At 39.5% G+C, this 13226-nt stretch carries 12 protein-coding genes; 9 read left to right on the forward strand and 3 right to left on the reverse strand.

The window, feature by feature from the left end; translation table 11 throughout:
* Nucleotides 1–48: 48 nt before the first annotated feature.
* Nucleotides 49–1803 carry an N-acetylmuramoyl-L-alanine amidase gene (locus tag H6G68_RS04515; protein ID WP_190905560.1) on the reverse strand — a complete coding sequence of 585 codons (1755 nt, stop codon included), beginning with the start codon at nucleotides 1801–1803 and terminating at the stop codon, nucleotides 49–51.
* A 320-nt stretch (nucleotides 1804–2123) separates the two neighbouring features.
* Here H6G68_RS04515 and H6G68_RS04520 point away from each other — a divergent pair, with 320 nt between their 5' ends.
* The 5 genes from H6G68_RS04520 to H6G68_RS04540 all read left to right on the forward strand — a co-directional run bounded on the left by H6G68_RS04520 (nucleotide 2124) and on the right by H6G68_RS04540 (nucleotide 5799).
* Nucleotides 2124–3761, forward strand: coding sequence for a CTP synthase (locus H6G68_RS04520; protein ID WP_190905561.1), 1638 nt, complete (start codon nucleotides 2124–2126; stop codon nucleotides 3759–3761).
* Nucleotides 3762–4010: 249 nt separating this feature from the next.
* Nucleotides 4011–4436 (forward strand): hypothetical protein, encoded by a 426-nt coding sequence (locus H6G68_RS04525; RefSeq protein ID WP_127053752.1) that lies wholly within the window; start codon nucleotides 4011–4013, stop codon nucleotides 4434–4436.
* A gap of 95 nt (nucleotides 4437–4531) precedes the next feature.
* A complete protein-coding gene (locus tag H6G68_RS04530) occupies nucleotides 4532–5026 on the forward strand; it encodes an ureidoglycolate lyase (RefSeq protein WP_190905562.1) in 495 nt (164 codons plus the stop codon).
* 123 nt (nucleotides 5027–5149) lie between these two features.
* The gene (locus H6G68_RS04535; protein WP_190713801.1) at nucleotides 5150–5407 is read left to right on the forward strand and encodes an AbrB/MazE/SpoVT family DNA-binding domain-containing protein; all 258 of its coding nucleotides are present in this window, start codon (nucleotides 5150–5152) and stop codon (nucleotides 5405–5407) included.
* Complete coding sequence (locus H6G68_RS04540) at nucleotides 5395–5799, forward strand: type II toxin-antitoxin system VapC family toxin (RefSeq protein ID WP_242045133.1); 405 nt, start codon at nucleotides 5395–5397, stop codon at nucleotides 5797–5799. The genes H6G68_RS04535 and H6G68_RS04540 overlap by 13 nt, the downstream gene beginning before the upstream one ends.
* 187 nt (nucleotides 5800–5986) lie before the next feature.
* Here H6G68_RS04540 and H6G68_RS04545 read toward each other — a convergent pair whose 3' ends face one another.
* Nucleotides 5987–7660, reverse strand: coding sequence for a DUF262 domain-containing protein (locus H6G68_RS04545; protein WP_190905563.1), 1674 nt, complete (start codon nucleotides 7658–7660; stop codon nucleotides 5987–5989).
* Between the two features lie 143 nt (nucleotides 7661–7803).
* Entirely contained in the window at nucleotides 7804–10434 is a 2631-nt protein-coding gene (acnB, locus tag H6G68_RS04550) for a bifunctional aconitate hydratase 2/2-methylisocitrate dehydratase (RefSeq protein WP_190905564.1), read from the reverse strand.
* 399 nt (nucleotides 10435–10833) lie between these two features.
* Here acnB and H6G68_RS04555 point away from each other — a divergent pair, with 399 nt between their 5' ends.
* From H6G68_RS04555 to H6G68_RS04570, 4 genes are all read left to right on the forward strand, one after another.
* Entirely contained in the window at nucleotides 10834–11154 is a 321-nt protein-coding gene (locus H6G68_RS04555) for a 2Fe-2S iron-sulfur cluster-binding protein (protein ID WP_190905565.1), read from the forward strand.
* Between the two features lie 112 nt (nucleotides 11155–11266).
* Complete coding sequence (locus H6G68_RS04560; RefSeq protein ID WP_190905566.1) at nucleotides 11267–11437, forward strand: hypothetical protein; 171 nt, start codon at nucleotides 11267–11269, stop codon at nucleotides 11435–11437.
* 21 nt (nucleotides 11438–11458) lie between these two features.
* Nucleotides 11459–12511, forward strand: a complete 1053-nt coding sequence (locus H6G68_RS04565) for a DUF3326 domain-containing protein (protein ID WP_190905672.1) — start codon at nucleotides 11459–11461, stop codon at nucleotides 12509–12511.
* An 84-nt stretch (nucleotides 12512–12595) separates the two neighbouring features.
* Nucleotides 12596–13180, forward strand: a complete 585-nt coding sequence (locus H6G68_RS04570; RefSeq protein WP_190713904.1) for a CPBP family intramembrane glutamic endopeptidase — start codon at nucleotides 12596–12598, stop codon at nucleotides 13178–13180.
* Nucleotides 13181–13226: the final 46 nt, after the last annotated feature.

Below are 13226 nucleotides of genomic sequence, written 5' to 3' on the forward strand. Positions count from 1 at the left end.
CTGACTTCTGACTCCTACTCTTAACCAAAAAAACTTTTTCATCAAGCCTTATTTCACCATCTTAAACCACTCAGTCACCCCATCAGCCAACGTCTTCGCGATTTTCCTCTGTTGTTGAGGGTTGACTATCTCCTCAAACTCTTTCAGATTACTCATCAACCGAAATTCTAATAATACCGCAGGTGCAGCTGAGGGACGAGTCAGGGCTAAATTATTCCAAAACACCCCATAGGAAGGTTCACGGTATTTGTTAACCACGTAATTATGTAAAAATACTGTGGGGCTGTGTGCTTGGGGATGATACCAAAAACTCACCAAACCCCTAGTCTTTTCGGCATTACTATCATCAGCTAAAAAATTGTAATGGATAGAAAGAGCGATCGCAGGTTCTTCTTTACTAATTATCTCCTGACGTTCCACTAAAGAAACATCCTGATCATCCTCCCTTGTCATCACCACCTTAGCCCCCCGCTGCACCAACTCATCCCGCAGTAATTTAGAAACTACCAAATTGACATCTTTTGCTAAATATCCCGGCGGTCCACTTGAACCAGATTCTTTACCACCATGTCCCGGATCGAGTACAATTTTGATGCCAGATAGAGGCAGGCGTTTTCTGTGTTCAAGATGCGGTGGATGACGTAAAGTTAACACCAGGGTTGTATTGTCGTATTTCAGCTTATACCCCCATTGTTGGAGCTTTTTGAGGTTAAAGGTGTATTTGACCTGACCAGGAGCCACCTGTTGCCAATCTAGGCGAGAGATGAGAGGGTTATCATCTAAGCGAATGGTGTCTGTTTGGGCAGTGGTATTGTAGAGAGTGAGAGTAAAAGTTCGATCATCGCCTTGTTCCACACTCACAGGTACAGCAACTTGTAATGGAAAAATTATCTCTGTTGCTCCAGCTAGTTGACGATAACCTACACTGCGAATTACTGTTTGTGGTGGAACAGCACCGGGTAGAATTTTGGTTTCTTTGCTATTAATCCAACCCCCATAGTCTAAGCGTAACCAATCACCTTCTCTGCCTGTAACTGTTGCCCTTGTCCCTTTTGGTAGCGGTGTGAGTCGTGAATAATCTGTACTAGGTCCAGTCCGAGCCACACCTGATGCTACTGTCACCTCAGTAACTGGCAGTTTTGCAGGTGTAAGAATTTGAATTTTGCCCTGACCAAGTTGAATAGCAGTATTACCATTCAATGTCAAACTAAATTGAGGTTGTCCCAAATCAGCAGCATTGGCCACTGTTGTGCAGCCTTGATATTTGCTAGGACTAGAAGGAGTTGGCTGATTTCTTCCCGTTAGTACAGCTGAATTAGCAGGTAATTGCGCCTGTGGTGGTTGTGGTGACAAGGGAATGGTTTGGTTAGCCAGCTTCACAGAGACAATAGCTTGAGGAGGTGCAATAGCACCAAAACAAATCAATTCTCCGGGTAATCTAGCAATATCAGCCGGAGGAGTCAGAGAATCCTTTGCAAAGCCTAATCCCTGTGGTAATTCTGGCTGGGTAGAAAGCCTTGTTACCTTCACCTCTCGTTCTTGATTTTGGTAAGTGACTCTAAACAGATTCTCCCCCACCTGTAAGGGTAAACTTGGCGAAAAATGACCAGTTTTGCTACGGCTAATTGGCTTACCATTAATGAGAACTTGCCCATTGGCTGGTGCTGTAGCAATAAAAAATATTTTTTCTGTACTGGTTTGGTAGTTTGTTGGGGGAAAAACTACTACAAGAGAGGTTTGTGCTTTGGCCACTGAGGAGGTGAAGAGAAAGTTAAATACTACTAATACTAATAGTTTGTTCACTGCAAAAATACAGAAGATTTCATGATAGTAATTGTGGGACAATAACCAATAATGAATAAAAAATCAAGGATGAAAACAGACGCAAATAAATCGGATCAAAAGACATGGATTTATCTGTGAGGGGTAATTCATATTTCATACTAGTGCAGTACAGCAGAAACCATTGAGCAGATTAAATTAGCTTGAAAGCTTGTAAGATAAGACTTTTAAAGCTACTGATAAATGTCACTGACCGCTCACACTAGTCCTCAGGCGTAAACACACTTTCTCTCTCAGGAAACGGGATGTATTTTTAGAAGTTACTAGAAATTGAAAATACTATGACTAAGTTTATCTTTGTAACTGGAGGCGTTGTTTCCAGTATTGGTAAAGGCATTGTAGCAGCAAGTCTGGGACGATTGCTTAAATCACGGGATTATTCGGTATCGATTCTCAAACTCGATCCCTATATTAACGTCGATCCAGGCACGATGAGTCCCTTTCAACATGGTGAAGTTTTTGTGACCCAAGATGGTGCAGAAACGGATTTGGACTTGGGACATTACGAGCGCTTTACTGATACTTCAATGTCCCGATTAAACAGCGTTACTACTGGCTTAATTTATCAGTCAGTCATTAATAAAGAACGCCGGGGCGACTATAATGGCGGCACAGTTCAGGTCATTCCCCATATTACTAATGAGATTAAAGAGCGGATTATTAGAGTTGCTAAAGAAACTAATCCATCAGCGGTAATTACTGAGATTGGTGGCACTGTGGGTGATATTGAATCACTCCCATTTTTAGAAGCAATTCGTCAATTGCGGAAGGAAGTAGGACGGCGAAATGTTCTGTATATGCACGTCACTCTTTTGCCTTGGATTGCGGCAGCGGGAGAAATGAAAACAAAGCCCACTCAGCATTCTGTTAAGGAATTGAGATCAATTGGCATTCAACCAGATATTTTAGTATGTCGGAGCGATCGCCCCATCCCTGTTGGCTTAAAACAAAAGTTATCAGAGTTTTGTGACGTACCGGTAGAATGCGTCATTACTAGCCCAGATGCCCCCAGCATTTATGAAGTACCAGTAATTTTAGAACGGGAAGGATTAGCCGAGCAAGTCCTAGACTTACTGCAAATGGAACAACGCCAACCCAATTTGACGCAGTGGGAAACTATGGTAGAACGGATGTATAATCCCAAATACAGCGTCGAAATTGCCATTGTTGGTAAATATGTGCGGTTAAGTGATGCCTATCTTTCCGTAGTCGAATCCTTACGCCATGCCGCTATTGCTACTCATGGGGATTTGCGTTTGCGGTGGGTAAACTCCGAAGCCTTGGAAAATGAACCACCAGAAAATTATCTTTCAGGTGTTGATGGCATAGTTGTACCAGGAGGTTTTGGTAGCCGAGGAATAGATGGAAAAATTGCGGCCATTAAATACGCACGCGATCGCAAAATCCCCTTCTTAGGTTTATGCTTGGGAATGCAATGTTCTGTGATTGAATGGGCGAGAAATGTAGAGGGACTAGTCGATGCTAATAGTGCCGAATTTGATCCCTATACTAACTACCCAGTCATTAACTTGTTGCCTGAACAGCAGGATGTAGTTGATTTAGGCGGAACTATGCGCTTGGGGCTTTATCCTTGTCGTATTCTTCCCAATACCCTAGCCTTTGAGCTATATCAAGAAGAAGTAATTTATGAACGCCATCGCCATCGTTACGAGTTTAACAATGTTTACCGTAATCCATTGTTAGAGTCGGGCTATGTGATTAGTGGCACTTCACCCGACGGGCGCTTAGTGGAAATTGTCGAATATCCCCAGCACCCATTCTTTATCGCTTGCCAATTTCATCCCGAATTTCAATCTCGTCCTAGCACTCCCCATCCTTTATTTAAAGGATTTATGGCAGCTGCTATTTCCCTCGCCCACCCTACCCCCATTACACCAACACCTGTAGAAGTTTCTTAGGGACTGTTGATACAAAATACAAAATATAGCAGAATAGGCGTAAAAGTCTGTTTTTATCTGGGTTTGATGCTCAGTTTATGTCAACACCTTACTTGGCAACCGCTATATGTATTTTGTATCAACTTTAAAAGTGAAACGGTAATCACGTAGAATTTGGGAAAAAAACTCAAAATCAAAAAAAAATTTGCAGCTATACTGGGTAAAATTACTTTTAGGAGAGGCAATTATAGTCAGTGTTGAGGCAAATTTGTGGCTTATTGGGTAAAAATACAAGACCAAAGGAAAGAATATGTAATTAACTTTGACTGTGTAAATGTTTTTTGTTATGAAAAGAACGGTAGACTTACCTTTTGGGTACCGAATAGTTCCATAACTATAGTAATTAACCCCCATAGTAATGGGGAAGATTATCAGAAGATTTCGGAATATATACAGTATGCCCAAGGACTAGAATTAGAGAGTACTTATTGGGTAACAATAACTTACGACAGAAAAGAATATATTATTAATCTCAACTGTATTAGTTCTTTTTGTTATGAAGAGAACGGCAGGATAAGTTTTTGGTTGCCGGATGTTAGTTTCCCTATTATCATCAACCCCGTAAGTAATCCAGAATCTTACGAAAAGGTTGTACAATACCTCAAAAAACATACAGGTTATTCTTTGCCTGATTGACTAAGAACTTACTCAACACCAAAGAAAAATACTGCATTGAAATAAATATAAACTCAACAATAACACATAAGTCATTAAAATAAACAGGATTTTTTATGAGTGCATCTCGGACATTAAAACAGTTAAAAGCAGAATTGATCACACCAGAGAATTTTCAGCGTTATGGACAGGTGATATTTTCTAGTGGAGACGGGAAAGCTTTTGATGCAGAAGATGCACATTTAAATTTACAAAATGGCATTCCCCGCTTTTATATTATGCGACTGCACAACAAAGGCCGGAAGTTTCATAAAATTACTCGTCATGAACAATGTACTCAATGTTTGGGTTCTTTAGAAGGTAAAGATTGGTTAATGGCAGTTTGTCCACCTGATAATGATATTAATGAACCTCGATTAGAAGAAATTGCTGTTTTCCGCATTCCAGGAAATTGTTTTATTAAGTTAGAGGTAGGAACTTGGCACGCGGGGCCTTATTTTGACCATGAGTTTGTAGATTTTTATAATTTGGAGTTGAGTGATACGAATGTAGTTGATCATTTCACTCATGATTTTATGAACAGTCATCAATTAGAGTTTGAGATGGTGTGAAGGAAACCGTAATTCAAGAATTCAGATTCATTTATGCTTTTCAAGAAAGTGGCAATTTTGAATATATATAGATATGAATGTATGTTAAAATTGGATTACCATAAATAGTGGAAAATTATTTCAATGGAAATTACTAAACTGTCCAGTCAAGGTCAAGTTACTATTCCCCAAGTTTTAAGAGATGAGTATCATTGGCAAGATGGCCAAGAATTAATAATCATTAATGTGGGTGATGGAATTTTATTAAAGCCTAAAAAAACTTTTCCAGAAACAAAATTAGATGATGTTGCTGGTTGTTTGAATTATCAAGGAAAAGCCAAAACAATTGAAGAAATGGATCAAGCGATTGCTCAGGGGATAGAAGAATTATGGCATCAATGATTGCTGTTGATACTAATATTATTGTTAGATTTATTACTAAAGATGATGAACTACAGTATCAACAAAGTTTAGCATTATTCAAAAATAAAAATATTTTTATTCCTGATACTGTTATCTTAGAAACTGAATGGGTATTAAGGTTTGCTTACAAGTTTAAACCTTTAGAGATTTGTCAGGGTTTTAGAAAAGTTTTTGGTTTACCTAATGTTTATTTAACTAATGAAAAGTTAATTTTACAAATTATTGAATGGCATGAAAATGGTCTAGATTTCGCAGATGCTTTTCATTTAGCTTCTAGTAATCATTGTTTAGAATTTTATACTTTTGATGAAAAATTTATTAAAAAGTCTCAGAGTTTATCTAATTCAACAGTCAAAAAGCCTGATTTGTAAATTAGTATATTTAAAGCGATTCCTACGGAGCGCTTCGCTATCGCATTCCTAACTCTCTACACAAAATAGCAATCTTGACCTCTCCCCCAACCCCTCTCCTTGTAGGAGAGGGGAGTAAGATTTCTCCCCCTTCCCTCGTAGGGAAGGGGGCTGGGGGGTTAGGTCTGTTTGGGATGTTGGAATAATTTTATTCTCTAGGCCAAACTTTAATAGCTATCCCAGCCAAGTATTCTGCACGGTTTTTAATTGCTTCTTCATTCCAAGAATCTAGTCTCACTAACCATCTATTCAAAGATAAATTACTATCTTTGAAATAGTTCAATTTATCGGAGAAGGGTTTATTACCCATTTCAGAGTTATAGCCTGTTAATGTGAGATTACCTAAAGTATGTAACAATTTTTTATGCACAGAACTAGCATTTCCTCCCAACATAGTCTTCCATTCTGGAGTTAATGTCTGAGGCATTATATGTTCAATAGTCACTGTGTTAGGATCAACTGTTTCTTTATTTAGATATGATTCTAAACTCGATAATAAAAGCTTTGTTCTTTCTTTAGTACCTGAAGTATATATACTTTTACCAAGTATTCCTTTCAATAATTCATTATCATCAGGCCATGCCTTTTTTTCATCATACCTTTTAAATACTTGCTTCAATCCATTCACTAAATCGTTCTTATCTTGTTTCACTACCTCAGAGTATAAAGAAGTGAAAACTGTTCCCAGAATATTAGTGGGGATACCTACTAACAACCGACGTACAAAATACGATTCTAAACAACTTAAAATTTCCAAAAATTGTTCGATTGTGATTGATTCTTGTTCGTATTGATGATATATATTAAGTAGAAAAATATGACAAGTTGTAAATTCTAATTTTCTTAACCTTTCAAACCTTTCCCTTAAATCAATATTTGGTTCTTTATGAGGAAAATTTAATCTCTGGTAGTATTCTGTAAATTGTATAAGTTGATTTAACTCATCCTTTACGCCATTAGTCGAATTCTCAAAAAGGTTTTTAATAATTTTATAAATTTCTTTCTGATTAACTACTTGACCATCTTTACGTGCATAGAAGTAAAAAGCAGTTGTTAGTTCTGTAGTGTATTCTTCTTCTCCCATACTGCGCTGGAAATTTTTTATAAAAGGCAGCCATTTTTCATCATATATTTTTTGTCGTTCATCAGCATCTAATTTCATAAATATATAATTACGCACTAAATCAACTTGAGTTAGTTCTTGTCCTTTATTATTTAAGCTTTCAAATATTAAGTATGGATTATCTTTTTCCTCAGTAGTTATAGTTACTATCATGAGTCTTTCAAGAATTATATTTTTCAATTTTATGCAATCAATAGAATCATTAGATTTTTTTATTTTTTCATCAAAAAAATGATAAGATTCGTATATCTTACCTTCTTTTTTTATAAGTTCATCTCCTTTAATAAGAGTCTGATATATTTGACGATCACTTTGTGTTGGTAAAACTTTATAAAAGTTATCATTACTTTCAAATTGATTAATTAAATATGATACCTGAATTTTATCCGCCTCTTTTGGATCTGTCTTTTTCAGACGATTTCGTAAAAGTGCCAAGAGAATTGTTAATGTGGTAAGGCGTTGTTGTCCATCTATCACTAAAAAAGGTGATATACTGCCTGGTACTCCTGGTAAGGATTGAGTCACTATAGAACCTAAAAAATAAGAATCTTCTACTTTGTCATTGTATATACTTATCAAATCATCCCAGAGAGTTTGCCAGTTCTTTTTTTCCCAAGAGTATGATCTTTGAAAAAGCGGAATTTGATACTGTATAGTAGAGTCTAGTAAGCGGCGTAGAGCAACGTGATTTACTTGCATATAAAGTCCTTTGACTTGTTTGTTTATATACAATAATATCAATAATTGTGCTGCTATTATTAGGTTAATTGTGTAAAATTATATGTACTTGTATGACAAAAATTTATTCAAGGTGAGTCCATCACGACTCACCCTAACCTATATTAAACCAAAGCCGCCTGTTCCTCCTTACTAATCACCCTACCTTCATCCTCGAAACCGGCAATTTGATCAAAGTTCAAATAGCGATACAAATTATCCGCAAAAGGATGAATTCTCTCCGCCACAATATCTAAATATTCCTGCACATTAGGAAGCCTTCCCAACAACGCACAAACTGCTGCTAATTCCGCCGAACCTAAATACACTTGTGCGCCTTTTCCCATGCGATTATTGAAGTTGCGAGTAGAGGTAGAAAACACCGTTGTGTTATCATCAACTCGCGCCTGATTTCCCATACATAAACTGCATCCGGGAATCTCAGTTCTCGCATTTGCAGCTACGAAAACATCATAAACACCTTCTTCCTTTAATTGGTGTTCATCCATGCGAGTTGGGGGTGCTATCCACAACCGAGCATTTACTTTACCTGCACCTTCTAAAACCTTCGCAGTTGCCCGATAATGTCCGATATTTGTCATACAAGAACCAACAAATACTTCTTGTACAGGATCATTGGCAACTTCTGATAATAACTTAACATTATCAGGGTCATTGGGAGCAGCTACAATTGGTTCTTTGATTTCACTTAAATCAATGTCAATTATTTCTGCATACTCCGCATCTGCATCTGCTGACATTAACACAGGATTTGCTAACCATTCTTCCATTTTCGCTACTCGGCGCATAATGGTTCGCTCATCGTGATAACCCCGTGCTACCATGTTTGTTAACAAGGCAATATTGGAACGCAGATATTCGGCAATTGTTTCTTCACTCAACTTAATTGTACAACCAGCACAAGAACGTTCTGCGGAAGCGTCGGTTAATTCAAAAGCTTGTTCAACTTTCAAATTTGGTAAACCTTCAATTTCCAAAATCTTGCCAGAGAAGATGTTTTTCTTGTTCTGCTTCTCTACAGTTAACAAACCTTTTTGCATGGCTACATAAGGAATTGCATTAACAATATCCCTCAATGTAATTCCTGGTTGCAATTCCCCTTTAAATCTTACCAAAACTGATTCTGGCATATCCAAAGGCATAACACCCAAAGCCCCCGCAAACGCGACTAACCCAGAACCTGCGGGGAAAGAAATTCCTAATGGGAAGCGGGTGTGTGAGTCTCCACCTGTTCCCACGGTGTCGGGTAACAACATCCGATTTAACCAAGAATGGATAATACCATCACCAGGACGCAACGCTACACCACCACGTTGGGCGAAAAAGTCCGGTAGTTCTTGGTGGGTTTTGATGTCAACTGGTTTGGGATATGCGGCTGTGTGACAGAAGCTTTGCATTACTAAGTCTGCACTGAAACCGAGACAAGCGAGTTCTTTTAACTCGTCTCTGGTCATTGGTCCTGTGGTATCCTGAGAACCGACTGTAGTCATGATTGGTTCGCAAGATGTTCCCGGACGTACTCCTGGTAAACCACAGGCTTTGCCGACCATTTTCTGCGCTAATGTGTAGCCTTTTCCGGTGTCGGCTGGGGCTTGGGGACGGATAAATAAGGTGCTGGGTTCTAAACCTAATGCTTGACGGGTTTTATCGGTGAGAGTACGTCCAATTAGTAGGGGAATGCGTCCACCGGCGCGAACTTCGTCTAAAATTGTGTCAGGTTTGAGGCTGAAGGTGGAAATTACTTCTCCTGCGGCGTTGAGAATATCGCCTTTGTAGGGATAAATGGTGATCACGTCACCGGTTTCCATTTTGCTGACATCGCATTGTATGGGTAATGCACCGGCATCTTCGGCTGTGTTAAAAAAGATCGGAGCGATCGCACTTCCTAAAATATAACCCCCAGCCCGTTTGTTGGGAACAAAGGGAATATCATTGCCCAAATGCCATAATACAGAATTGATTGCAGATTTGCGAGAAGAACCGGTTCCCACCACATCACCAACGTAAGCAACAGGATATCCTTTCTTCTTTAACTCGACAATTGTTTCTAAACTTCCCGGTTGACGAGTTTCTAACATCGCCAAAGCGTGTAAAGGAATATCTGGTCGAGTTGTAGCGTGAGTTGCGGGTGATAAATCGTCGGTGTTGGTTTCCCCAGGAACTTTAAAAACTGTAACTGTAATCCATTCTGCTAATGTGGGACGCAAGGTAAACCATTCTGCTTCTGCCCAAGAGTCTACCACTCGTTTTGCGTAGGGATTGGTTTTCGACAATTCCAAAACATCATGGTACGCATCATACACCAACAGAATTTTGCTGAGGGCGTTGGCTGCATAAGCCGCTATTGGTTCTTTTCCCTGTCCCCCCATAACTAGGGGTGTTTCCGAAGAGTCGGATACAGATACAGTGGCAACTTGCAGTAAATCGATTAATGATTGTACATTATAGCCGCCTACCATTGTTCCCAGCAGTTCTACCGCTGCGATGGGGGAAATGAGGGGACTGGTAACTTCACCTTTAGCAATAGCAGTGAGAAATCCAGCTTTTACATAAGCTGCTGCATCTACACCAGGGGGAATGCGATCGCGCAATAAATCTAATAATACCTGTTCTTCACCCGTTGGGGGATTTTTCAGTAATTCGCACAGTTCAGATGTTTGTTTCGCATCTAACGGTAATGGGGGAATTCCTAGTGCTGCCCTTTCTGCAACGTGTTGACGATATTGTTCTAGCATTTTTATGTTCTCCTTTGAGGTGATCTCCCCTTAATGAGGGGGGAATTTTGGGCAGGGTTAATAATAGAAATTTTAACGTATTTTTATAGCTGAAAGGATTACGGTTAAACGGTTTTATGCTATGAATTTCGCACACATCGATTTTGAACGCAGATGCACAGATGGGTTATTGGTTGAAGAATATAGGATCGCTATATTTGATTTTTTTACGGATTTTGAACGCAGAGGCACGGATGGGTTATTGGTTGGAAAATAAATGGGTTATTGTAGATATTTAATAATATTAAATATCTATAAAATGTTTTGTAAATAAATATTTTTTCCACAATTCCCTTGTTTATGCACCTATTTATCAGATAAAATAATTCACCTGTTATCCGTCACACATCCCTTGTGTATATGTCCACAACCTACACCGTCGAAATTAACCACCAAGGCACAATTCATACCTTACAAGTGCCTGATAACGAAACCATCTTATCCGTTGCCCACGCTGCTGGTTTAGATTTACCAACATCTTGTGGTGCAGGTGTTTGCACAACTTGCGCTGGACAAATTAGCGAAGGAACTGTAGATCAAGCTGATGGCATGGGTGTGAGTCCAGAACTGCAAAAACAAGGTTATGTGTTGCTTTGTGTTGCTAAACCCCGTTCTGATTTGAAACTTGTTACCGAAAAAGAAGACATAGTTTATCAATTGCAGTTCGGAAAAAACAACTAAAAAGATGCATGAGGATGAAGTACGATAAAAATGCAAATTTTCTACTTCACACTTCATCCTTGATTCTAAAATCAGCTATTCTAGAAAACACAAAGCCACAAAAATTACCACTATGACCACTCATTTTATTACTGCTGAAATCAACCTTCAAGAAACCCCCACGGAATTACAAAAAGTAATTGAGGCAGAATTGAAAAAACAAGGTGAACCCCTGCGTTGGGCTATTACCTCCGTAGATGAGTCTAAGCAAAAAGCTACAGTCGAAGCTGTTGTCACTAAGTAGAGGCTTTTGGTTCGTTCTACTATGCATCTTCCCTATACAGCTATTCTCATCATCCCTACGGGCATTGGGGCAGCAATTGGCGGTTATGCGGGAGATGCCTTGCCTGTAGCTAAACTTATATCACAGGTATGCGATCGCCTAATCACTCACCCCAATGTCCTCAATGGCGCTAGTTTGTACTGGAATCTCCCCAACACTCTCTACGTTGAAGGTTATGGACTTGACAAATTTGCCTCACAATGCTGGGGCTTGCGTCCCGTCCATAGCAACCGCGTAGGTTTGCTTTTAGACCAAGCCATTGAACCAGAACTCATGCTGCGACACCTGCAAGCCGCAGACGCAGCTAGAGCCACCTTGGGATTAACCATCACCAATCATGTTGTGACAGACGCACCATTAAACGTAGAATTGCGTACTTCAGCATCTGGTGCGAGTTGGGGAACAATCAGCAACCCAGATAGCTTATTACGAGCAGCTGAGATATTAATTAAGAAAGAAGGAGCCAATGCGATCGCAGTCGTAGCTCGTTTCCCTGATGACATAGATGAACAAGCAGTTCAGAACTACCGACATGGAAAAGGAGTAGACCCCCTAGCAGGTGCAGAAGCCGTAATCAGCCATTTATTAGTCCGCACCTTTCAAATACCTTGCGCCCATGCTCCAGCCCTTTCTACAGCCCCCCCAGACCCTGATTTATCCCCTCGTTCGGCTGCCGAAGAACTGGGCTATACTTTTTTACCCTGCGTTCTTGTTGGCTTAAGTCGCGCTCCACAATTTATTATTAAGAAGGAAATTATCAATTCTTTACCACAAGATATCTGGGCAGATCAAGTTGATGCCATCATTGTACCTGCAAACGCTTGTGGTAGCAGCGCCTTATTGAGTTTAAGCCAAAAGCAATGTCAAATAATTACAGTCGCAGAAAATAAAACTCTTATAGAAGTTTCTGCTCCAGCGTTGGGAATCAAATCTATACAAGTAAACTCATATTTAGAAGCAGTAGGAGTATTAGTAGCTCACAAAGCTGGTATTAATACATCATTCATTAGTCAAAGAACAGGGAATAGGGAATAGGGAATAGGAAGACAAAAGTTTTTACCAATTACCAATTACCAATTACCAATTACCAATTACCAATTACCAATTATCCAAACGCCTGTGGTTGAACAACAAAAGCAAGAACCAGAAATTCCTTACCTCACACGCACCCAAGTACTTGTGGCTATGGGCGCGACTGCGGTTATTTTGTGGATAGTCGCCAAGCTATGGTTGCGCTTTGGCAACTTCCCCCTATTTAAGTTGTATTGGTATGAAAGGGATCTATTCTTGGGACTGGGATTGGGTTTAATTATCACAGTTTTTAGTGGTTTAGCTTATCGCTTTTCCCCGCCCTACCGTAAAAGTGCTGATTATTACCTAGAACTAGTACTTAAGCCTTTAGCTTTACCCGACTTGATATGGCTGGGGCTGCTACCAGGGTTAAGTGAAGAATTATTATTTCGTGGTGTCATGTTACCAGCTTTAGGTGCTGATCATGTAGCCATCCTTGTCTCAAGTCTTTGCTTTGGTGTTTTACACCTGAGTGGTTCCGAACAGTGGCCTTATGTGATTTGGGCAACTATTATCGGTATAATTCTGGGTTATAGCGCCCTACTAAGTGGTAACTTGTTAGTTCCAATTGTGGCTCATATGCTGACGAATTGGCTATCTAGCTATTTATGGAAAACGCGTAAATTGGTTTGATATCACGTCTTTTGAAGTAATCCTATCATCTCCTTATTTACAGCAG

Source organism: Anabaena catenula FACHB-362 (genome assembly GCF_014698735.1).
GTDB classification, from domain to species: domain Bacteria; phylum Cyanobacteriota; class Cyanobacteriia; order Cyanobacteriales; family Nostocaceae; genus Anabaena; species Anabaena variabilis_A.